Below are 20,490 nucleotides of genomic sequence, written 5' to 3'. Positions count from 1 at the left end.
GCGGACAGCGAAACGGCCACCGCCCGCGGGCGGTGGCCGTTTCGGCGTCTTGAAGTGGATCAGCCGATGACGGTCCAGGTTTCCTTGCCGCGCAACAGACCCTGCAGGTCCGCGCGCTTGGCCTGCTTGGCCCGGGCCACCTGCTCCCGCGCCAGGTCGTCGTAGGTGTCGCGGCGCACCGACCGGAACACGCCGGTCACCGTGTGGCTCAAGTCCTGAGTGGACAGTCGGGACAGCGCGAACGCGTAGGACGGGTCCTCGGCGTGCGCGTCGTGCACGACCAACGCGTCCTCGCCGACCTCGCTGACCTTCGCCACCTCAAGGGACCCGAAGCCCGCACGGACCACGCCGTACTCGCCTTCGCCGCCGAACCGGATCGGCTGCCCGTGTTCGAGCGGGATCAACCGCTGCTCCGCCGCGCCCGGTTCCTTGAGCACGTCGAACGCGCCGTCGTTGAAGATCGGGCAGTTCTGGTAGATCTCGACCAGCGCGGACCCGCGGTGCTCGGCGGCCTGGCGCAGCACCTCGGTGAGGCCCTTGCGGTCGGAGTCGAGCGCGCGGCCGACGAACGTGGCCTCCGCGCCCAGCGCCAGCGACACCGGGTTGAACGGGTGGTCCAGCGAGCCCATCGGGGTGGACTTGGTGACCGTGCCCGGCTCGGACGTCGGCGAGTACTGGCCCTTGGTCAGCCCGTAGATCCGGTTGTTGAACAGCAGGATCTTGAGGTTCACGTTGCGCCGCAGCGTGTGGATCAGGTGGTTGCCGCCGATGGAGAGCGAGTCGCCGTCGCCGGTGACGACCCACACCGACAGGTCGGGCCGCGCGGTCGCCAGGCCGGTCGCGATCGCCGGGGCGCGCCCGTGGATCGAGTGCATCCCGTAGGTGTTCATGTAATACGGGAAGCGCGACGAGCAGCCGATGCCGGAGACGAAGACGATGTTCTCCCGCTTGAGCCCGAGCGAGGGCAGGAACGACTGCACCGCGTTGAGCACGACGTAGTCGCCGCAGCCCGGACACCAACGCACTTCCTGGTCGGACTTGTAGTCCTTGGCCTTCTGCGGTTCATCGCTGGTCGGAACGCCCGCGAGGCCGCTCAGGCTCGGAAACCCCAAGTCGATGGCTGTCACGTGACATCCACCCCCTTCACGATCTCGGCGAGCACGTCCTGCAGTTCCTCGGCTTTGAACGGTAGACCCGTGACCTTCGTGTAGCTGATGACATCGACCAGGAACTTTCCGCGCAGCAACAGCGCGAGCTGGCCCAGGTTCATCTCCGGCACCACGACCCGGTCGTACGCGGCGAGCACTTTCGCGAGGTTGGCCGGGAACGGGTTGAGGTGGCGCAGGTGTGCCTGCGCCACGTGGTGGCCGAGCTTGCGCACCCGGCGGCAGGCCGCGCCGATCGGGCCGTAGGTCGAGCCCCAGCCCAGCGCCAGCACCCGGGCCGCACTGGACGGGTCGTGCACCACCAGGTCGGGCACATCGATGCCGTCGACCTTCGCCTGCCGCAGCCGGACCATGTGCTCGTGGTTGTCCGGGTCGTAGGAGATGTTGCCGGTGCCGTCCTGCTTCTCCAGGCCGCCGATGCGGTGTTGCAGGCCGGGTGTGCCGGGCACCGCCCACGCGCGGGCCAGCGTCTCCGGGTCGCGCAGGTAGGGCCAGAACTCGCCGGAGCCGTCCGGGGCGTTGGGCTCGGTGGCGAACTCGACCGACAGGTCGGCCAGGTCGTCCACGTCGGGCACCAGCCACGGCTCGGACCCGTTGGCTATCGCGCCGTCGGAGAGCAGCAGCACCGGCGTGCGGTACTTGAGCGCGATGTGCGTGGCCTCCATCGCCGCCGCGAAGCAGTCGGCGGGCGACTGCGGCGCGACGATCGGCACCGGCGACTCGCCGTTGCGCCCGTACATCGCCTGCAGCAGGTCGGCCTGCTCGGTCTTGGTCGGCAGCCCGGTCGACGGGCCGCCGCGCTGCACGTCGATCACCAGCAGCGGCAGCTCGGTCATCACGCCGAGGCCGATGGTCTCCGACTTCAGCGCCACCCCCGGCCCGGACGTGCTGGTGATGCCCAGCGCGCCGCCGTAGCTGGCGCCCAGGGCCGCGCAGATGCCCGCGATCTCGTCCTCGGCCTGGAAGGTGGTGATGCCGAACTGCTTGTGCTTGCTCAGCTCGTGCAGGATGTCCGAGGCCGGGGTGATCGGGTAGGTGCCCAGCAGCACCGGCAACTTCGACTGTTGCGCGGCCGCCACGATGCCGTAGGCCAGCGCGGTATTGCCGGTGATCTGGCGGTAGGTGCCGGGGTTCAGCTTCGCCGGGGCCACCTGGTAGGTGACGGCGAACGCCTCGGTGGTCTCGCCGTAGTAGTAGCCCGCGCGGAAGGCCAATACGTTCGCCTCGGCGATGTCGGGCTTCTTGGCGAACTTCTCCCGCAGGAACCGCTCGGTGCCCTCGGTCGGCCGGTGGTACATCCAGGACAGCAGGCCGAGGGCGAACATGTTCTTGCAGCGCTCGGCGTCCTTCTTGCCCAGCCCGGTCTCGGCCAGCGCGCCCTGGGTCAGCGTGGCCATCGCGACCTCGTGGACCTGGTAGGTCGCCAGCGAGTCGTCCTCCAGCGGGTTGGCCGCGTAGCCGACCTTGGTGAGGTTGCGCTTGACGAACTCGTCGGTGTTGACGATCAGCGTGCCGCCCGCGGGCAGGTCGGCGATGTTCGCCTTGAGCGCGGCCGGGTTCATCGCGACGAGGACGTCGGGCCGGTCGCCCGGGGTGAGGATGTCGTAGTCGGCGAAGTGCACCTGGAAGCTGGAGACGCCGGGGATGGTGCCCTGGGGGGCGCGGATCTCGGCCGGGAAGTTGGGCATGGTCGACAGGTCGTTGCCGAACGCCGCCGCCTCCGAGGTGAACCGGTCGCCGGTGAGCTGCATGCCGTCGCCGGAGTCGCCCGCGAAGCGGATCACCACCCGGTCGAGCTTGGTCACCGACGAGCCGCCAGTGTCACCGCTTGTGCTCATGTGCCCGCCGATCCCTCGCTCTGACCGCCGCACCGGGTAGGTAACCCATCATCAACCCGTCTCCCACCCTCTAACGGTAGGCATCGTGCCGTGCGCCGCCCTCGCAACGCGCCAGAGATCACAGTCAGGACACCGTGACCCGATTTCGAGTATCCCCGACAAACCTGACATGGACCTGATTTTAGTGTAACTTGCGGTTACACTATCCCGGATCGTGGGCAGCCACGTCCGGTGTGTGGATAATCCGCTGGCCACTGGAGATCCGGGCCCGCAACCGGGCCAGCAAGGCCGCGAACTCGGGCTGCTCCATCGAGGCCAACTGGGCCACCAGTTCGGTCTCCACGGCGTCGGCGTGCTCCGTGCGCCCGGCCGTGATCCGCATCGTCCGCTTGATGGACAGCACCAGGTCCCGCGGCCCGGCCACCGCGGGCGCGGCCAGCACCACCGCCGCGTCGATGAGCGCGTCGTGGTCGCCCGCCACGGTGTGCAGCACCAGCCCGGCTCGCTCCGCCTCGGCCGCGTCCAGGATACGGCCGAACAGGGTCATCGCGGTGGCTGTCTGCGGGCCGACGATCCGCTGGAGCATCCACGTCATGCCGCCGCCGGGGTGGATACCCAGTTGCAGGAACCGCGGGTCGAACCGGGCGGCCGGTCCCGCCAGCCGCACGTCCGCCGCCAGCGCGAGGTTGAACCCGGCGCCGACCGCGGCTCCACCCACCGCGGCGATGGTCGGCAGCGTCGACCGGGCGACCGCCAGGAATCCCGCGTAGATCGCCCGCAACCCCTTCTCCCGCGACTCACCGAGCACCGTCAGGTCGGCCCCCGCGCAGAACGCGGGCGGTGTGCCGGTGACGACCAGCGCGGACACCGCCGGGTCGGCCTCGCACTCGGCCACCAGCTCGGTCAGCCGCGCGGACATCGGCAGCGTCAGCGCGTTGCGGCGGCCCGGGTCGTTCAACGTGATCACGGCGACGCCGTCGCGTCGCTCTAGCAGGACAGGGTCCGAGGTCATGGCTGCCGACCCTATCCGGGCTCCGGCGCGGGCGGCCGCTCCAGGAGCGTGGAGAGGACCACGGTGGAGACCGTGCGGGACACCATGTCCAGGCCGCGCAGCCGCTCCAGCGCGTCCTCCAGGTGGTGGATGTTCGCCGCCCGCAGGTGCACGATCGCGTCGGCCGCCCCGGACACCGTGTACGCCGCGACGACCTCGGTCAGCGGTTCCAGCCGCCTGCGGATCCGGTCGGGGGAGACATTGCCCTGGCAGTGCACCTCGACAAAGGCCTCCGTGCCCCAGCCCAGGGCCTCGGGATTCACCACCGCGGTGAACCCGCGCAGCACCCCGGTCTCCAGCAGCCGGTCCACCCGCCGCTTCACCGCGGGCGCCGACAGCGACACCACCTTGCCGATCTCCGCGTAGCTTGATCGAGCGTCGGCCACGAGCCGCGAAATGATTCGCTGATCTATCACGTCCACACGCAACATTCTGCATGCTTCAGTGCACGAAAGCGACATTGTCTGTTGGTCGACACTGGCCTTACATTTCGATCCATGACGTCCGCACCTGCGCGCACCTCCCTAGCGCTTCCCGGCTCGACCGCGTCCGTCGAGGTCGCGACCGAGGCCCGAGTGCCCACTGTTCGCAGGTACCTCATGTGCGAACCGAGGTACTTCACGGTCGAGTACGTGATCAACCCGTGGATGGACCCCGACCAGCCGGTGTGCACGGAGACGGCGGTCAAGCAGTGGACGGTGCTCAAGGAGACCTACGAGCGCCTCGGCCACCGGGTCGAGACCATCGCCCCCCAGCCCGGCCTGCCCGACATGGTGTTCTCGGCCAACTCGGGCACCGTCGTCGACGGACGTGTCCTGGGTGCCCGCTTCCGCGCGCCCCAGCGCGCCGCCGAGGCGGACCACTTCCGCCGCTGGTTCCTCGACCACGGCTACCGCGATGTCGTCATGCCCGCCCGGATCAACGAGGCCGAGGGCGACTTCACGTGGACGGGCGAGGTGCTGTTGGCGGGCACCGGCTTCCGCACCGACCCCGGCGCGCACGCGGAGGCGCAGGAGGTCCTCGGTGTCCCGGTGATCTCCCTGCAATTGGTCGACCCGCGCTATTACCACCTCGACGTCGCGCTGGTGGTGCTGACGGAGGCCACTCCGTCTTCGCGGGCGGAGATCGCGTACTACCCGGAGGCGTTCTCTCCCGGGACTCAGCGTGTTTTGCGGCGGTTGTTCCCGGATGCTGTTGTCGCCACCGAGGAGGACGCGGCCTGCCTCGGTTTGAACGCGGTGTCCGACGGCCGCAACGTGGTGCTTCCGATCGAAGCGACCCGACTGGCTGACGTCCTTACGCGGCGGGGGTATGAGGTTCACCTGGTCGACATCGCCGAACTCCGAAAGTCCGGCGGCGGGCCAAAGTGCTGCACGATGGAACTTAGGGACTAGTCGACAACTCTCCGTATCGATCAACGCCCAGCGACTGGCCGCTTTCGCCGGACACTGCTGCGTCATTGCTCACCTTCCGGGTGTGCAGCGCAGGCGACCCGCGTGCGGACTTAACTGACGACTGTCTCCATAGGAACAATGCGAGACTCACCGAGTCGACGGATGAGGTGTGCGGCGACGACCCATCGAATGGCCGGGTCGTCGAACTCCACGGACGCCGGACCGATGGCCAGGGGCGGAAACCCAGCCTGATAGAGGACGCCACCGACCCCGGCAATCGGGCAGCGTCCGACTCGAACCACCACCGCACGGCGACGCAACGCCGGACACAAGCGCACCGATAGCCCTACGCAGGGCACGCACACGGGCGGTTCGGTGACGCCCATCCGGTTCGGCCAGCCCGGCCAGTCCTCCCGGTGGTCCTGGAGCAGCCACAACACGCCGTCGCTGGACTGGTCTGCCGGGCCGCCGCACACCTGACACAGCAGCCGACGCATCGCGCGCCGCTGGCGCAACGGATGCACCTGAGCGAAGGCCGGTCGGCCAGCTCCCTGGCGCAACGTCATCCGCCGCCACAACACACCATGCTCGTCACGGTCGAACCTGCACTCGTCCGCGTAGCCGATCCCGCCGGGATGCGCGACGAGCACCGACGACGGAGCCTGCTCCGTACTCCAGGCCGTCACGTACGGCGCCACAACGGGCCGCATCGACGGTTGCGACGGCGAATCGAGAACATCAGCGCTATTCATCAGCCGGACCACCCCCGTCGTGAAGCAAGTGCCGAGGGTGAGTTGGGGCCGGATCGACCAGGTCGGCCAGGTGGGTGGCTTCCTGAGCCAGTTCATGACAGAAGGCGGCCAGGTCGTGTTGCGCGGCGACGGTCGGCGGGCACTGGATGGTCATGTTGACCGGGTCGAAGTACACGACGAGGACCGGCACGCCGCCGGGCAGGAGAGACACCGCAGCGGCAGCGTTCGGGCCGGGCGCGCACGCGACCTGGTAGGTGGTGCTGTACCCGGTCATGATGGCGACCTGCCCACGCTGGTCGACTTCGTACTACGCGCGCCGTGAGGTATAGCCATGTCGTTCGTCCTCTCCAGACGGCTCGTTGTCGCTGTTCAAGGAGGGTCAGTGGCCCTCCCTAACCGTGACGTAAGTGATCTTGTGCGTCAGACAATCCGATCGTATACGTAGCTTCGTATACGCACAAGGTCTGCGTATACGAAGGCTGTTAAGCTGCGGTCGCTGGCCACCGATGAGGGCGTGAACGATGCCCACGGCGAAGGGATCAAGATCGATGACTGAGCCTGCCTACGTTTCGATCGCAGGCGAGTACGCGCGACGAATCCGAGGAGGCGAGCTGCCGCCCGGAACCCAACTGCCGAGCTATGCCGAGATCGCCAAGCAGTTCGGCGTCTCCGACATCGTTGTTCGAAAGGTGATCGAACTGCTCCGCAGTCAGGGCTTGGTGCGGCCCGTGCGGCGTCGCGGAATCTTCGTAGCTGACCGCCCGAACCTGGTTCGAATCTCGCCAGAGCGTCAGTTGCAGGTTCCCGAAGTCACGTTCGGAACTGAGTCGGAGCGCGAGATTCACGTCGAGCGGGAGGCTGCAAAGGTTCACGCCACCGACGAACTTGCCGAAGTCTTTAGCCTCGCGGCAGGCGACGAACTCACCCACGTCATCACTCGTGTCTCCGAGAGCGGCCGGCCGATCTCGATCTCGGACACCTATCAGCCGCTGGGCATGACCGGCACCGCAGGTGCGGAAGTGCTCGAAGAGACCATCACCGAGCAATTGCCAACGCCGGCGCATGCGGAGTGGTTGCGCACGTCTCCCGGCGACCTGGTCAAGTCGATCCGGCAGCAGTTCGTGGCCGCCGATGACCGGGTGATCATGATCTCGAACGTGTCCTACCCACAGGATCGATACGACGCATTCGTGTTCAGGATGAAGCTCACGCCGGACGCCTGAGCATGTCGATCCAGGGCTGCTAGCGACGCACCCAACCCTGGGCGACATCCAGCAAGTTCCACCAGGACACGAACTGCGCGTCCTCTGACTCCAGCTCCCACTCTGCGGACAGGGCATTGAAGAAGGCGTCATCCCCGGTCATCCCGCCCTGAGGCTGACCGATGAAGATCAGTTTTCTGCCGCCGGACTTCTCGAACGCGGCAAGAGCCTCGGAGGCCATCGTGTTGCCCCAACCGGGCGGCCAGCACAGCAGCAGGACCTGATCCGTCCGGTTTCCGAGAGCAACAACCTTCTCGACCTGGTGCCAGACATCCTCCTGCTTTCCTGAACGAGGAAAGGAGCTGTTGTCAACCTTGTCGGGCGGCTCGGAATCGTATGCCTTGACCTCTACACCTGCGCGCGCCACCTGGTCCGCCCAGTACCCGCGACCCGCCCCAAGCTCCACTATTGGGTGACCGTCGCAAAACGCAGACACCCACTCCAGGGTCTCCGGCGAGGGGATCGCATACGAGTAGGTGGCTTGCAGCATCATCTGCGCGTACGCAAGCCGAGCGCTTCCCTCCGGGTTGCCACCGTTCACAACCCGACGGCCTTCATGCTCGGACACTGAAGGCGCCACGACGTCCCAGTACGGGTTGGGGCTCACCGCCGTACCGCCAGTCATGTAGTGGACCAGCCGCAGATCGAACGCCGCATCCCGTTGAACATCGCCCGTTCCGGCGAGGCCGGGCGCGGTGTCCAGATACTCACTGACTTTGGGGTACTCGGTACGAAGACGCTGCCCGTCATCCAGCAGCGCAAGCAGCTCGGCGCGGCGCTCCGGTGTCAAGGCAACCATGAATTCGATCCTTCCAGATCCGCACCGTGACCACCTCTCCAGCAGAGGATGCAAGCAGTCCGAGACGAACTGGTCCGGTGCCGCAACGGCTACCGCTGTACCGCGGAAACGATGGCCCGGCACCGAACATCGACCTGGCCTGGGAGAGTTCCGCGCACGGAATCGTTCCAGGCCAGGTCGACAGGTGACCGACTAGAAGTTTCGTACCGCCCAGTAGTAGGTGTCCGCCAGGAAGTCGCACGGCGGCTGGTAGGCGAAATCACCTCCGAAGAAGTACGCGCACTGCTGGTGCAGCAGGTTTCGGAAGGCGTTGTCGCAGGCCAGGTTTCCGTATCCGACCCGTTGTTCGCAGAGGTCGTGATTGGCGCACGGGCCCCGGAAGTCGACTCTCCGGGAAAGGCCCCCGACTATGGGAATGATGTTGGGCTGGTCCGGCGACCTGGTGCAGTAGTCGTGGAAGGCGCCCAGGTTCGGGTTGTAGACGTAGTTGCGGGGAATGGGTACGAAGCTGGCCGCCTGAGCGGTTCCAGCGAACAGGGTCAATGCCCCCATGGTGACCGCCAAGACCAGCGCGAATCGCTTCGTCACCGACCGGAACGGGCGTCTGAAGCGCTTTCTGCGCGCGGCAGGCGCGGTGCTTTCCATCGATTCCCTGGACATGATCACACTGCCTTTCGGGGAGTGTTCGAGCAGTAACGGAAACGTAGACCAGTCCTGGTTGTACTGGTGTCGGCTGATCGACCCTCACGAACCCCTATTCGTGTGCGGTTCGCCAGATAGCGATCATGGAATAGATCGGCCAGGCGCCCGGTGGAACCTGGCCTGCCCGGCCGCGTCCTTCACCCTGACCAACTTTGTAGCGTTTTGGGGGTCAACAGCGAACCCAGGATGCAGGGGTTCAAGGCTAGGGGCGGGATGAGCGAGCAGTTCGGGCCCTACCGGATCGAGGGATTGCTCGGCCGTGGCGGCATGGGTGAGGTGCACCGCGCCTACCACCTGGTGCTGCAGCGGTACGTGGCGCTCAAAGTACTGCCCGCCCAGCTGGCCGAGGACGAGGAGTTCCGGGCCCGGTTCCGGCGCGAGGCGAAGCTGCTGAGCAGGCTGAGCGCCCCGCACGTCGTGCCGATCAACTCGTTTGGTGAGATCGACGGGCGGATGTTCCTGGACATGCCGCTCATCGACGGCCGCGACCTGCAGAAGGTGCTCGAAGACGGGCCGCTGGGGCAGGACCGGACCGTCGCCGTCATCGGTCAGGTGGCGCAGGCGCTCGACGCCGCGCATGCGGCCGGGCTGGTGCACCGGGACGTGAAGCCGTCCAACGTGCTGATGTCCACTGTGGACGGCGCGGATTACGTCTACCTGCTGGACTTCGGAATCGCCCGCAGCACCAGCGGAACCACCGGCCTGACCAGCACCGGCATGGCGATCGGCACCCTGGACTACATGCCGCCGGAGCGGTTCGCGAGCGGGCGGGCCGACACCCGGTCCGATGTGTACTCGCTGGCCTGTCTGCTCCACGAATGCCTCACGGCCACCAAACCCTTCCCCACCGGCGATCTGCCCGCCCTGATCCACGCGCACCTCTCCTCGCCGCCACCCCGCCCCACCGCGCACCGGCCGGACCTGCGGGTCGGGTTCGACGCCGTGGTGGCCAGGGGGATGGCCAAGGAACCCGGGAACCGCCACGGCAGCGCCGGGGAACTCGCCGCGGCCGCACGCGGCGCGCTGGCGGGCGACTACGTGCCGCCACCGCCGGTACCCGTGCCGATACCCCCGCGGGCACCGCTCGGCTCGCCGACCACCGTGCACCCGGTGCGGGCTCCGACGCGGCTGGGCGGGCCGAGCGAACTGATCCCCGCCCCGGTCTTCCTCGCCCCGCCGCCACCCGGCAACTCGCGCTCGCGAGTGCTCCTGGTCGTCATCGCCGTGGCCGCGGTGCTGCTCAGCGCCACGGTGACGTCGGTCGTGCTGCTGTCGGACAGGACGGGCGCCGCCGGCGACGGCGGCACGACCACGAGCACGACATCGGCCACCACCCCGTCGCGCACGACCAGCCCGACCACCACGACCAGCCCGACCACAACGACCAGAACGACAACGTCGAGCCGGAAGACCACGTCCCGCACGACGACCGAGAGCACCACGACCAGCCGCAGGCGCACCACCACCGCCACCCCGTCGGCACCGCGGGCGAGGGGAACGGCGGACTTCCACTCGTGCACGGCCCCGCTCCCGGCGAGCAACCTGGGCCGGGAGATCTCGTTCACCGTCCTCAACCGGACCGACGGGACGCTCTACATCTACTACCTGGACACCACCGGGACCTGGCGGCCGTGGTACCAGCTCGCCGCGGGCGCGACGTTCTCGAACCTGACCGCCGAGGGCGGCTGGTGGCAGGTGGTCGGCGCGAACAGCTCGTGCATCACGATCTTCCGCTATCCCAGTCAGATCGTCATCGAGTGACGTCTGCCCGCGGCAGGCAGATAACGCACGGCGAGCGTGGCCGCGACCAAGGTCACCACGGCGCAGGACAGGGCCACGATGCCGATCGCCTCCGTGTACGCGGTGGCGGCACCGGTTCTGAGGACAGCACCGGTCTGGCCGCCGATGCGGTCCGCGACCGTCATCGCGTCGGACACCGAAGACGTCGCGTCCGGGTCGATTGCCAGCCCGCCGATGTCCGCCGAGACCTTGGCGTTATAGGCGAGATTCGCCAGGGAGCCGATGATGCCCACCCCCATGACGCTGCCCACGTGCCGAAACATGGTGATCAGTGCTGACCCGAGGCCGGCGTCTTCCGGTCGGAGTACGGCCATGGCGAGGTTCGTCGCCGGTGTCTGCGCCAGTCCGACGCCTATTCCGATGAGGCCGAGCGAGAGCACCGTCAGCCACAGTCCGGCATGCCAACTCAGGAAGGAGAGCGATATCAGTCCGACGGTCAGCAGGCCCAGTCCGCAGGCGACCACGCCGCGCACGGAGTAGCGGTCCGCGACTTTGCCGGACACGAGCGACGCCAGCAACAGGCTGAGGGCCAGGGGCACAATCACCAGCCCCGACTCGGTCGCGCTGAAACCGATCACCACCTGGAAATAGACCGGTGCCAGGAAGAGTATGCCCATCACCGAGAAGAAGAGCAGGAAGATCGTGGTGCAGGCCCAGCGGAAACCGGGATTTCGCAGTGGCGACCAGCGCGCGTGACGATCGGCCCTCCGCCGCCAGAGTCGGAGGCCGATCACCGAGGCGATGCCGACGCACGCCGCCAGCACCGTCGTGCTGGTCAACTGCCCCCGGCCCACCGTGATGACGCTGTACGCCATCGCCACGATGACCACGCTGACCAGCACTGTTCCCGCGAAGTCGATCCGCACGGCATGCCCGCCGACCGGTGCTTGCTGGACGAGAGCCGCGAACCCGAGCAACGCGAGGCCCGCGGCCAGACCGCTGGTCAGGAAAATCGCCGCCCACCCGAATTGGTCGACCAGGTAACCACCCGCGATGGGCCCGAGCGGCATTCCCAACGCTGTCGAACCTGTCCACACCGCGACTGCCCGGCCCTGAACGGATGCGGGCAGGCTGGTGCGAATGATTGCCAGCGTCATCGGGGCGACTATGGCGCCGCCGATCCCCATGACGGCTCGGACCACTATCAGCGTGTCCGCCGACGATGCGAATACACCCACCAGCGCGGCGGCGGCGAAAATGGCCAAACCCCAGACCAACGTGGTCTTGTGGCCCCATCGGTCGCCCACCAGACCGGCGATGAGCAGGATGGAACCGCCCGCGATGCTGTAGGCGACAATGATCCATTGCAGTTGGTCGGTGCTCGCGCCCAGAGTGCTCGCGAAGTCGGGCAACGCGACATTTGCCGCTGTGCCGTTGAATGCCAGGATCAGCATGCTCAGGCTCGACAACCCGAGTATCAGCCAGTGCCGCATCCGGGCCGTTCCTCAGTTCTCCGACGACATGCCGCGCATGCTCCAGAGCAGTGTCCGCATGGACCGCGGCTGGCTGGTGACCGTGTGCACCATCTCCGCGACGTCCTCCGGTCGCAGCATCTCCGACAGACCGGCCATTTCTGGACAACGTCCACGCGACAACGCGAACTCGGTGGCGATCGCGCCCGGACACAACGTCACCACGCGGACATCGCGCCCGCGCAGCTCGCGATCCAGGGACCCGGCGAGCCCCACCAGGCCGTGTTTGGTCGCGGCGTAGACCGCCTCGTCCGCACGTCCCCGCAGCCCCGCCACCGAACTCACCAGGACGATGTCCCCGCCCCGTTCGAGCAGGTGCGGTGCCGCCGCCCGCACGCTCCAGATCGTGCCGGTCAGGTTGGTGTCGATGATCTGCTCGATCTCCTCGTCCGAATAGTCGAGGATGCCGCCGTAGGCGCCGATTCCGGCATTGGCCACCAGGATGTCGAGGCCGCCGAACCGCTCGACGGCGGTCTCGACCAGCAAATGGGCGTCGTCCGACCGGCGGATATCGCACTCGACCCAGGCGGTTCGGTCCGCGTCGAGATCCGCGGTGAGCTCCTTGAGCCGATCGCCGCGGCGCGCCCCCACCACCACGTTGACCCCGGCCGCGTGCAGCCTCCTGGCCGTGGCCGCGCCCACGCCCGAACTCGCACCGGTGATCACTGCCACCTTTCCGGTCACGTTACGCACCCGCCTTCGGTGTGGTCGCCATGATCAGCTCCGCGAGCCGGAGATCCCGCTCGATCGTGATCTTGAAGTTGTCCGGGTCGCCCGGGACGACGAGGACGTGGCCGCCGCTGTTCTCGACCGCGGCGGCGTCATCGGTGTGCGTCTCGCCGGACTCGTCCGCCAGGCGGTAAGCGCGCATCAGGCACGCCCGGCAGAACAACTGCGGCGTCTGCGCCGCGCGCAGGGAGTCCCGGTCGAGGGTGCCCGTCGAGCTGCCGTCCGGCTCGACCCCGCGAATGGTGTCGAACAGGCGAATCCCGGGGACGACGCCCGCCGGTCCGGGCGAAGGACCGTCCAGGAGACACCGGAACATCCGGTCGATCACACCCCTTGGCACGAACGGCCGGGCCGCTTCGGCGACGGCCACGTAGCGCAGGTCCGGGTCGAGGGCGTCCACGCCTCGGGCCGCACTCCGCTGCCGAGTCGAGCCGCCTTCGACAACCTGGACTCGGCCTCCGTCGGGAAACGAGTCCACGACGTCGCGGGTGGCGGCGACGGTCTGCCGATGGGCGACAACCACCACGTCGCCCACCTCGTCATTGGCGAGAATCGAGTCGAGCGTCCACGCCAGCAGGGGCCGGTCCGCCACCGACACCAGCGCCTTCGGCCCATGGCCGAGCCGCTGGCCATCGCCCGCCGCGAGTACCACGACACCGACTCGCCCGTCTTGATCCGAGCTGTTCATTCGACCCCCTGGTCGACCAGCAAGTCGTACGCCCGGTTCAGCACCGCCGCCACGTCGGGCCAGTCGAAATGCGTGCCATTGTGTCCGCTGTCGAGCAGCAGCGACCCGTCGTCCTGTGTCTGGCAGATAATGCTCAGCCGCGGAAACTTGATGAGAACGTCCTCCTGGTCGAACCAGGTGAACTCGCAGCCCAGCCCGGGCAATTGCGGGGCGCGCTGCGGCGGCATCATGTTGAGATAGAGGTACGGCCCGGGTGCCGGCAATTCCAGGTGGGCGAACCGGTCCTTGATGGCCTGAAACGGCGCATACGAGTGTCGCAGTGCGCCGAGCGTGGCTTCCCGGACCACGCCCGCGGCCGCGTCGAGCGTCATTCCGCGCGTCAATTCGACGCGCAGGAGCAGCGGGTTGTTGTAGTAGCCGATCCCCTGCCGGGTGCGGACATTGTTCCGTCGCGATATGGGCAGGATCAGACCCAGATCCACCTCGCCGGTCACCTGGTGGAACGCGGTGAAAAGGGCGGTGCTGATCAGTGTGAACGGCGTCAGACTGCCGAGTCGCGCGCACTTGTCGGCGAGCGTGTCGGCGGAGATCTCTCGGTTCCACGTGCCGCTCGCCGCCGGTTTGCCGACGACATGGCGCAGCGGAAGTCGTGGCGTCGGCCCGAGTTCGGCCCACCTCGGCCGCCAGTACTCGAACGCGGCGTCCGCCCTGGCGCCGCGCAGCCACTCGTGCTCGGCCGCGGCGAACGCGGCGAAGTCCGACACCTCGGTGTCGGGCAGATCGTCACCGGTCGAGAGTTGGCGCCACACGGTTTCGAGGTCCCGCAGGAAGACCGGGATCGACGCGCCGTCGAAGATGATGTGGTCTATCGCGATCCCGAGCGTGCAGTACTCGGGGTGTCGAATGAGCAGCGCCCTGGCCAGCGGCGGAACGGAAAGCTCGAAAGGGTGACGCAGTTTGTCGAGCGCGTTGTTCTCGTGCGCTTCCCGGTGTCCCGGTCCACTTGAGGACAAGTCCACGACGTCCAGCGGACAGCTCACCGAGTCCGCCGCCGCGCACAGGGCGAAGTCGACGACGTCGCGATCTGGAAAGAAATAGCGCAGCGCGCTGTGCCGTCGCACGATGGCGGTGAGCGCACGCCCCAGCAGCGTCTCGTCCACGTCGCCATGGATGCGGAGTCCGAAGATCACCGGATGTCTGCGCCAATTGGCCGACTCGGTGTCCGAGGCCAATCGGCCCGCTTGGTTCGCGACCGTGTGCACGCGTCGTGCGGTGGTTCGATAAGACATGAATCGCTATTCCCCTCCGTTAGCGATGACACTCTGCCGTTCAGTGTTCGTCTGGCACGACCTTCGGACCGTCGACCGGCCCGTACGCGTACTCGGCGCGCCGACACAGCGGTAACTCGGCCAACTCGGCCGCCATGTCCCGCGCGTGCGCTTCGTCGCGGCCGAGAAAGGCGCAGGTCGGCCCGGTCCCGGACACGATCGACCCGAGCGCTCCCGCGGTCGAACCCCAGTTCAGGAGCGTTCCGAGGTGCGGCGCGAGCGTCAGCGCCGCCTGCTCGGCGTCGTTGCTGAGCGCCTCCCCGAGCGCGACCGGATCTCCCGCGTCGAGCGCGTCAAGCAGCGGCTGGGCGAGTTCGATGGGGTCGACGTCGGCGCCGCGGAGACGGTCGAGTTCGCGGTAGACGCTGGGCGTCGACAGCGGGTGATGAGCGAACGCCAGCGCCCAGTGGATCGGCCGAAACGTCGGCAGCGCCTTGAGGATCTCGCCCCGGCCCTCGCCCACCGCGGTCCCGCCGAGCAGGGAGAACGGGACATCGCTGCCCAGCCGGGCCGCGATGGGGTGCAACTCCTCGGTACTGAACCCGAGTCGCCAGAGTGTGTTGCAGGCCACCAGCGCGGCCGCGGCGTCGGCGCTGCCACCCGCCATGCCGCCCGCGACCGGGATTCGCTTCGTGATGTCGATGCCGACCAGGGGAACCATGCCGACTTCCTCGGCCAGCAACTCGGCGGCCCGCGCCGCGAGGTTGGTGCGATCGGTGGGGACCGCGTCGGTGCCCGCGCCCGCCACTCGGACGGACAGGCGATCCGCGGCGGTCACGGTGACCTCGTCATAGAGCGAAACCGCCTGGAAAACCGTGACGAGATCGTGGTAACCGTCTGCGCGCAAGGCGCCGATCGAGAGCTGAAGATTGACCTTGGCCGGGACACTCACCGACACGCGGTGCGACAGCTCGTCCCCAACGAGCGGAGTCACCTGTTCCTCCAGACGCGATCAGCGGTGGTCCTGCCCGACCCTAACCCGCCGCATGCCGGCGAATCTTCTACAAAAGTTGGCACCCCGTTCGCCTTCGACCCGTTCGAGGAAGTGCTGGATCTGCGAGTCGTCCGCGAGATCACTCGGCCGCGGGGCCGCAATCGCGTACAGTCGGTGTCGACCGGCCTTGATCGCCGTGTCGGACAGCGGTCGCAGCCGCGTCCATGAGATTCCCCCGCGCTTCCCCTCGATCGAGGGCCATGCGGGCTACCACGAAGGAAAACCATGACCGAAGACAAGAAGTCGACCCCGGTGGTCGAACCGCGCCGGTCACGCGTGCCGCTGCCGGTGTTCCAGGGCATCCCCGACGACGCCGAGACCGCGGCCGCCGCGCCCGTCGTGCGCGCTGTCGCCGCCATGCCAGGACCGGTTTTCACCTCGCCGCAGTCCTAGGACGCGGCCCTCACCAGCTCGTCTGGGGCCGCTCGGCGGCCTCGTCAGCCGTACTGTCCCCTCCCGAGTCCGACCCTGCCCGCGAGAGTGTGGCCGGTTAGGTCGTGACTGGCTGGGCGGGCGAGGATAGCCGGTGTGAGTGCTAATTCCCCAGCCCCGGCCCGCCGCCGCTCGCGCAGGCAGGAGACGCGGCTCTGGCGTGTTCCGGTTGTGCGGGTCGAGCGGGTGACGCCGCGGCTGGCACGGGTGACAGTGCGCGACGACTCGCTCGCCGAGCTCGCGGGTGCGGGTACCGACCAGCACGTGATGATCTACCTCTACCCCGGCGACGTGGTGCTTCCCGAGCCGCTGACCTTGGAGTCCGCGCGTGGGCTGTGGTCGCAGGTCCGCCCGATGACCCGCACCTACACCGTTCGCCGACACGACCCGGTCACCAACGAGGTCGACTTCGACTTCGTGCTGCACGGCGACTCCGGCCCGGCCTCGGCGTGGGCCGAGCGGGTCGGCGTCGGCGACGAACTGATCTTCGTCGGCCCGTCGCCCGCCTACCAGCCTGATCCGGCCGCCGACTGGTACCTGCTCGCGGGCGACGAGACCGCGCTGCCCGCGATCGCCTCGATCCTGCGCGTGCTGCCCGAGGACAAGCGCGCGCTGGCGTTCGTCGAGATCGCGGACGCCGCCGAGGAGCAGCCGGTGCCGGGCATCACCTGGCTGCACCGCGGCGGTGTGCCCGCGGGTGAGTGCACTGTTCTGGTCGACACGATCCGAGCCGCCGAACTGCCCGGCGGGCTGCCCGAGGTGTGGATGGCGGGGGAGCGCGCGGCGATGCTCGCGGTACGCGCCCACCTGCTCGACGAACGCGGCTTCCCGCGACAGCGGGTGCGGCCGACCACCTACTGGCGCCTCGGCGAGAGTGGCAACTGACGCACTGTCCGGTTGGAACTTCTCGACCCGCGGACGCGTTGGTCAACCGGACTGAACGTCGACTTCACACCAGGGGAGGCGCACTCGTGCACAGCCACGTCAACGGGCTCAAAACCGCGCTTCTCCTCGGCGGTCTGAGCGCGCTGATCGTGGCGATCAGCTCGCTGTTCGGCCGCACGGCGCTGTTCGTCGGCATCGGACTCGTCGTCGTGATGAACGGCTACGCGTACTTCAACTCCGACAAGCTCGCGCTGCGCGCCATGCGGGCCCGGCCGGTGTCGCAGGCCGAGCAGCCCGCGCTGTACCGCATCGTGCGCGAACTGGCGACGGTCGCGCGCCAGCCGATGCCGCGGCTGTACGTCAGCCCGACCCAGGCCCCGAACGCGTTCGCCACCGGCCGAAACCCGCGCACCGCCGCCGTCTGCTGCACCACCGGCCTGCTCGACCTGCTCGACGAGCGTGAACTGCGCGGTGTGCTGGGCCACGAACTGTCGCACGTCTACAACCGCGACATCCTCATCTCCTGCGTGGCCGGGGCCCTGGCAGGCGCGGTGAGCATGCTCGCGAGCCTCGCGGTCTTCGCGGGCGTCTTCGGTGACGACGACGAGGACCGCGCCAACCCGATCACGCTGCTGCTGATCGCCCTGCTCGGGCCGGTGGCCGCGACGATGGTGCGGATGGCTGTCAGCCGCTCCCGCGAATACCAGGCCGACGAATCCGGCGCGCGACTCACCGGCGACCCGATGGGCCTGGCGTCCGCCCTGCGCAAGCTGGACGACGGCATCCGCGCGGCCCCCCTCGCGCCGGAACCCGCGCTGGTGTCCCAGTCGCACCTGATGATCGCCAACCCGTTCCGGCCGGGCGAGCAACTCGCCCGGCACTTCGCCAGCCACCCGCCGATCGAGGACCGCATCCGGCGCCTGGAGCGGATGGCAGGCGACTAACGCGCGCCCGCCGCCTGCGCCACGGCCATCACGTACTCGCCGTAGCCGGACTTCGCCAGCTTGGCGCCGAGCGCGTGGCACTCGTCCGGGGTGATGAAGCCGCGCTCCAGCGCGATCTCCTCCAGGCACGCCACCCGCACCCCCGTGCGGTGCTCCAGCACCTGCACGAACTGGCCCGCCTCCAGCAGCGAGTCGTGCGTGCCGGTGTCCAGCCAGGCGAAGCCGCGGCCAAGGTCCAATAGGCGCGCGCGGCCCTGGCGCAGGTACTCCATGTTGACGTCGGTGATCTCCAGCTCACCGCGCGCCGACGGTGTGAGGCTCTTGGCGATCTTGACCACGTCGTTGTCGTAGAAGTACAGCCCGGTGATGGCCCGATTGGACTTCGGCGCGGTCGGCTTCTCCTCGATCGAGACCAGCTTGCCCTCGGCGTTGACCTCGCCGACGCCGTAGCGCTCGGGATCCTTGACCCGGTAGCCGAAAAGCACGGCGCCGTCGGCCCCGCCGTCGATGGCCTCGGCGGCCGCGTGCAGCCGCTGGGAGAAGGCGTAGCCGAAGAAGATGTTGTCGCCCAAGACCAACGAGACCGAGTCGTTGCCGATGAAGTCCTCACCGATGACGAACGCCTCGGCCAAGCCGTTCGGCTCGGGCTGCTCGGCATAGGAGAACCGCATCCCGAGTTGACTGCCGTCACCGAGCAGGCGCCGAAAATTCGGCAGATCGACCGGGGTGGAGATGATCAGGATCTCCCGAATCCCGGCCAGCATCAGCACCGACAGCGGGTAGTAGACCATCGGCTTGTCGTACACGGGAAGAAGCTGCTTGGACACCGCCTGGGTGATCGGATGCAGCCGGGTCCCGCTGCCTCCGGCAAGGACGATGCCCTTCATCGCGGCTCCTGTCATGTCTGCTCTTCCATCGAGTACCGACCGCGATCGTGTCCCACCCGCTCGCGTTCAGCCCGAAGTGTGCGCAACTCGGCCCGCACCGCGCACGCCCGATGAAACCGCGGCCGGTCCCGCATCGCCAGCGCCAAGTCGATGGCCCGGCCAACACACGCCAGCCTGCGGTCGATGTCCTCCACGGCCAAGCTGTCCGGCATGACAACCTCCGAGTTCGGTGGTTGCCACTATCCCGCCGGCGCCGCCCGCGACGCTGCTCCCAGCGTGCGGATTAGCGGTAGTTGGTGAACTGCAGCGCGATGCCGAAGTCAGCCGACTTGAGCAGCGTGATGACGTCCTGCAAGTGGTCCTTCTTCTTGCCGGTCACCCGCAACTGGTCGCCCTGGATCTGCGCCTGCACACCCTTGGGACCCTCGTCGCGAATCCGCTTGGCGATCTCCTTGGCCTTGTCCGTCGCGATGCCCTGCACGAGGGTGCCGGTGACCTTGTAAACCTTCCCCGACAGCGCCGGGTCCCCGACGTCGAACGCCTTCTGCGAAAGATTGCGCTTGATCAACTTCTCCTTGAAGACCTCGATCGCCGCCGCGCAACGCTCCTCGGTCCCCGCCTCGAAAGTGATCGCCTCCTCACCCGACCAACTCACCTGCGCCCCGGTGTTACGGAAATCGAACCGGGTCGACAACTCCTTCGCCGCCTGGTTGAGCGCGTTGTCAACCTCCTGCCGGTCGACCTTGCTCACCACGTCGAATGACGGGTCCGCCACGTGCCTCGCACCTCCGCGTTCAGGGATCTCAGTCCGCTGGATGCTACCGCCGCACACCAGTAGGGGGACCCATCGGAACCCACCCGAACCGGTTGGGTATGGTTCCCCCCGTCCAGCGACGCTGGACATCCCGGCGGGTTGCCCGAGCGGCCAATGGGAGCGGACTGTAAATCCGTCGCGAAAGCTTCGAAGGTTCGAATCCTTCACCCGCCACAGGCTCAGGTGACGTGTGTCCGCGGTATGCGCGGACCGGGTCGCCTGTCCTTTTTTTCGGGGGTGCTACCCCCGGGCCCCGCCCGGAGGGCTTCGCCCCCGAACCCCCGTCGCGGTCGCGTACGGGGGGATGGGGGCCTTGGTCGTTGGCCTTCCGCTGTTGGGGTGTCTGGGATCGCTGTCAGGGTTTCCGGGGGACTGCTGTTGGGGTTTGGGGACTGCTGTTGGGGTTTCGGGGACTGGGTGGGTGGGGGCGTTCTGGTGTGGTGTGGGTGGGGCGGGCCCGGCCGCGTCCCAGCAATGCGCCGCCGGGCCCGGCGCCCGCATCGCCCGCGCGGGCCGCGCCATGAGGGCGCACATTACGCAGGGGAGCCAGCCC

22 protein-coding genes and 1 tRNA gene are annotated in these 20,490 nt (G+C 68.1%); 7 read left to right on the top strand and 16 right to left on the bottom strand.

Features of this window, described 5'->3' with window-relative positions; translation table 11 throughout:
• Window positions 1-59 precede the first annotated feature (59 nt).
• The 4 genes from ACT4N7_RS11620 to ACT4N7_RS11605 form a co-directional block, all read right to left on the bottom strand.
• The gene (locus ACT4N7_RS11620) at window positions 60-1,127 is read right to left on the bottom strand and encodes a 2-oxoacid:ferredoxin oxidoreductase subunit beta (RefSeq protein WP_444828675.1); all 1,068 of its coding nucleotides are present in this window, start codon (window positions 1,125-1,127) and stop codon (window positions 60-62) included.
• Complete coding sequence (locus ACT4N7_RS11615) at window positions 1,124-3,004, bottom strand: 2-oxoacid:acceptor oxidoreductase subunit alpha (protein ID WP_444828674.1); 1,881 nt, start codon at window positions 3,002-3,004, stop codon at window positions 1,124-1,126. The genes ACT4N7_RS11620 and ACT4N7_RS11615 overlap by 4 nt, the downstream gene beginning before the upstream one ends.
• A gap of 202 nt (window positions 3,005-3,206) precedes the next feature.
• Complete coding sequence (locus ACT4N7_RS11610; RefSeq protein WP_444828673.1) at window positions 3,207-4,016, bottom strand: enoyl-CoA hydratase; 810 nt, start codon at window positions 4,014-4,016, stop codon at window positions 3,207-3,209.
• A gap of 11 nt (window positions 4,017-4,027) precedes the next feature.
• Entirely contained in the window at window positions 4,028-4,477 is a 450-nt protein-coding gene (locus ACT4N7_RS11605; RefSeq protein ID WP_444828672.1) for an Lrp/AsnC family transcriptional regulator, read from the bottom strand.
• 75 nt (window positions 4,478-4,552) lie between these two features.
• Between ACT4N7_RS11605 and ddaH the strand changes: the two genes are divergently transcribed.
• On the top strand, window positions 4,553-5,449 hold the full coding sequence (ddaH, locus tag ACT4N7_RS11600; RefSeq protein ID WP_444828671.1) for a dimethylargininase: 897 nt from the start codon (window positions 4,553-4,555) through the stop codon (window positions 5,447-5,449).
• A 110-nt stretch (window positions 5,450-5,559) separates the two neighbouring features.
• Here the strand turns inward: ddaH and ACT4N7_RS11595 are convergent, their stop codons facing one another.
• Window positions 5,560-6,201 (bottom strand): hypothetical protein, encoded by a 642-nt coding sequence (locus ACT4N7_RS11595; protein WP_444828670.1) that lies wholly within the window; start codon window positions 6,199-6,201, stop codon window positions 5,560-5,562.
• Window positions 6,194-6,475, bottom strand: coding sequence for a hypothetical protein (locus tag ACT4N7_RS11590; RefSeq protein WP_444828669.1), 282 nt, complete (start codon window positions 6,473-6,475; stop codon window positions 6,194-6,196). The genes ACT4N7_RS11595 and ACT4N7_RS11590 overlap by 8 nt, the downstream gene beginning before the upstream one ends.
• A gap of 274 nt (window positions 6,476-6,749) precedes the next feature.
• Here ACT4N7_RS11590 and ACT4N7_RS11585 point away from each other — a divergent pair, with 274 nt between their 5' ends.
• Window positions 6,750-7,424, top strand: coding sequence for a GntR family transcriptional regulator (locus ACT4N7_RS11585; protein WP_444828668.1), 675 nt, complete (start codon window positions 6,750-6,752; stop codon window positions 7,422-7,424).
• Between the two features lie 19 nt (window positions 7,425-7,443).
• Here the strand turns inward: ACT4N7_RS11585 and ACT4N7_RS11580 are convergent, their stop codons facing one another.
• Window positions 7,444-8,262: a hypothetical protein gene (locus ACT4N7_RS11580; RefSeq protein WP_444828667.1), complete on the bottom strand. Its 819-nt coding sequence runs from the start codon at window positions 8,260-8,262 to the stop codon at window positions 7,444-7,446.
• 192 nt (window positions 8,263-8,454) lie between these two features.
• Window positions 8,455-8,850 (bottom strand): hypothetical protein, encoded by a 396-nt coding sequence (locus ACT4N7_RS11575; RefSeq protein ID WP_444828666.1) that lies wholly within the window; start codon window positions 8,848-8,850, stop codon window positions 8,455-8,457.
• Window positions 8,851-9,177: 327 nt separating this feature from the next.
• On the opposite strand from ACT4N7_RS11575, the gene ACT4N7_RS11570 reads away from it, so the two are divergent.
• Complete coding sequence (locus ACT4N7_RS11570) at window positions 9,178-10,725, top strand: serine/threonine protein kinase (protein WP_444828665.1); 1,548 nt, start codon at window positions 9,178-9,180, stop codon at window positions 10,723-10,725.
• Here the strand turns inward: ACT4N7_RS11570 and ACT4N7_RS11565 are convergent.
• The 5 genes from ACT4N7_RS11565 to ACT4N7_RS11545 all read right to left on the bottom strand — a co-directional run bounded on the left by ACT4N7_RS11565 (window position 10,707) and on the right by ACT4N7_RS11545 (window position 15,915).
• Window positions 10,707-12,197 (bottom strand): MFS transporter, encoded by a 1,491-nt coding sequence (locus tag ACT4N7_RS11565; protein WP_444828664.1) that lies wholly within the window; start codon window positions 12,195-12,197, stop codon window positions 10,707-10,709. The genes ACT4N7_RS11570 and ACT4N7_RS11565 overlap by 19 nt on opposite strands.
• Window positions 12,198-12,209: 12 nt before the next feature.
• A complete protein-coding gene (locus tag ACT4N7_RS11560) occupies window positions 12,210-12,920 on the bottom strand; it encodes an SDR family oxidoreductase (RefSeq protein ID WP_444828663.1) in 711 nt (236 codons plus the stop codon).
• Window position 12,921: 1 nt separating this feature from the next.
• On the bottom strand, window positions 12,922-13,653 hold the full coding sequence (gene ispD, locus ACT4N7_RS11555) for a 2-C-methyl-D-erythritol 4-phosphate cytidylyltransferase (protein WP_444828662.1): 732 nt from the start codon (window positions 13,651-13,653) through the stop codon (window positions 12,922-12,924).
• Window positions 13,650-14,843, bottom strand: a complete 1,194-nt coding sequence (locus tag ACT4N7_RS11550; RefSeq protein WP_444828661.1) for a condensation domain-containing protein — start codon at window positions 14,841-14,843, stop codon at window positions 13,650-13,652. Before ACT4N7_RS11550 ends, ispD begins: the two co-directional genes overlap by 4 nt.
• Window positions 14,844-14,982: 139 nt before the next feature.
• Window positions 14,983-15,915 (bottom strand): 4-(cytidine 5'-diphospho)-2-C-methyl-D-erythritol kinase, encoded by a 933-nt coding sequence (locus ACT4N7_RS11545; protein ID WP_444828660.1) that lies wholly within the window; start codon window positions 15,913-15,915, stop codon window positions 14,983-14,985.
• 285 nt (window positions 15,916-16,200) lie between these two features.
• On the opposite strand from ACT4N7_RS11545, the gene ACT4N7_RS11540 reads away from it, so the two are divergent.
• The 3 genes from ACT4N7_RS11540 (at window position 16,201) to htpX (ending at window position 18,236) form a co-directional block, all read left to right on the top strand.
• Window positions 16,201-16,368: a hypothetical protein gene (locus tag ACT4N7_RS11540; protein WP_444828659.1), complete on the top strand. Its 168-nt coding sequence runs from the start codon at window positions 16,201-16,203 to the stop codon at window positions 16,366-16,368.
• A gap of 135 nt (window positions 16,369-16,503) precedes the next feature.
• Complete coding sequence (locus ACT4N7_RS11535; protein ID WP_444828658.1) at window positions 16,504-17,292, top strand: siderophore-interacting protein; 789 nt, start codon at window positions 16,504-16,506, stop codon at window positions 17,290-17,292.
• A gap of 86 nt (window positions 17,293-17,378) precedes the next feature.
• Window positions 17,379-18,236, top strand: a complete 858-nt coding sequence (gene htpX / locus ACT4N7_RS11530; RefSeq protein ID WP_444828657.1) for a zinc metalloprotease HtpX — start codon at window positions 17,379-17,381, stop codon at window positions 18,234-18,236.
• On the opposite strand, the gene rfbA is transcribed toward htpX, so the two are convergent.
• The 3 genes from rfbA to ACT4N7_RS11515 form a co-directional block, all read right to left on the bottom strand.
• Window positions 18,233-19,123 (bottom strand): glucose-1-phosphate thymidylyltransferase RfbA, encoded by an 891-nt coding sequence (gene rfbA / locus ACT4N7_RS11525; RefSeq protein WP_444828656.1) that lies wholly within the window; start codon window positions 19,121-19,123, stop codon window positions 18,233-18,235. The genes htpX and rfbA overlap by 4 nt on opposite strands.
• Window positions 19,124-19,134: 11 nt before the next feature.
• Complete coding sequence (locus tag ACT4N7_RS11520; RefSeq protein ID WP_444828655.1) at window positions 19,135-19,335, bottom strand: hypothetical protein; 201 nt, start codon at window positions 19,333-19,335, stop codon at window positions 19,135-19,137.
• Between the two features lie 71 nt (window positions 19,336-19,406).
• Window positions 19,407-19,898, bottom strand: coding sequence for a YajQ family cyclic di-GMP-binding protein (locus ACT4N7_RS11515; protein WP_444828654.1), 492 nt, complete (start codon window positions 19,896-19,898; stop codon window positions 19,407-19,409).
• Window positions 19,899-20,030: 132 nt separating this feature from the next.
• Between ACT4N7_RS11515 and ACT4N7_RS11510 the strand changes: the two genes are divergently transcribed.
• Window positions 20,031-20,111: transfer RNA gene (locus ACT4N7_RS11510), tRNA-Tyr, on the top strand.
• The last annotated feature ends 379 nt before the right edge of the window (window positions 20,112-20,490 follow it).

This window comes from Actinokineospora sp. (genome assembly GCF_052390155.1).
Classification (GTDB): Bacteria; Actinomycetota; Actinomycetes; order Mycobacteriales; family Pseudonocardiaceae; genus Actinokineospora.
Note: the sequence above shows the minus strand (reverse complement) of the source record. Positions and strands in the feature narration are given on the sequence as shown.

Bases quoted from the DNA above. Each gene is read 5' to 3' on its own strand.
- ACT4N7_RS11580 (WP_444828667.1), bottom strand. From the start codon at position 8,262: ATGGTTGCCTTGACACCGGAGCGCCGCGCCGAGCTGCTTGCGCTGCTG.
- ACT4N7_RS11595 (WP_444828670.1), bottom strand. From the start codon at position 6,201: ATGAATAGCGCTGATGTTCTCGATTCGCCGTCGCAACCGTCGATGCGG.
- ispD (WP_444828662.1), bottom strand. From the start codon at position 13,653: ATGAACAGCTCGGATCAAGACGGGCGAGTCGGTGTCGTGGTACTCGCG.
- rfbA (WP_444828656.1), bottom strand. From the start codon at position 19,123: ATGAAGGGCATCGTCCTTGCCGGAGGCAGCGGGACCCGGCTGCATCCG.
- ACT4N7_RS11590 (WP_444828669.1), bottom strand. From the start codon at position 6,475: ATGACCGGGTACAGCACCACCTACCAGGTCGCGTGCGCGCCCGGCCCG.
- ACT4N7_RS11585 (WP_444828668.1), top strand. From the start codon at position 6,750: ATGACTGAGCCTGCCTACGTTTCGATCGCAGGCGAGTACGCGCGACGA.
- ACT4N7_RS11540 (WP_444828659.1), top strand. From the start codon at position 16,201: ATGACCGAAGACAAGAAGTCGACCCCGGTGGTCGAACCGCGCCGGTCA.
- ACT4N7_RS11520 (WP_444828655.1), bottom strand. From the start codon at position 19,335: ATGCCGGACAGCTTGGCCGTGGAGGACATCGACCGCAGGCTGGCGTGT.
- ddaH (WP_444828671.1), top strand. From the start codon at position 4,553: ATGACGTCCGCACCTGCGCGCACCTCCCTAGCGCTTCCCGGCTCGACC.
- ACT4N7_RS11615 (WP_444828674.1), bottom strand. From the start codon at position 3,004: ATGAGCACAAGCGGTGACACTGGCGGCTCGTCGGTGACCAAGCTCGAC.
- ACT4N7_RS11565 (WP_444828664.1), bottom strand. From the start codon at position 12,197: ATGCGGCACTGGCTGATACTCGGGTTGTCGAGCCTGAGCATGCTGATC.
- ACT4N7_RS11610 (WP_444828673.1), bottom strand. From the start codon at position 4,016: ATGACCTCGGACCCTGTCCTGCTAGAGCGACGCGACGGCGTCGCCGTG.
- ACT4N7_RS11570 (WP_444828665.1), top strand. From the start codon at position 9,178: ATGAGCGAGCAGTTCGGGCCCTACCGGATCGAGGGATTGCTCGGCCGT.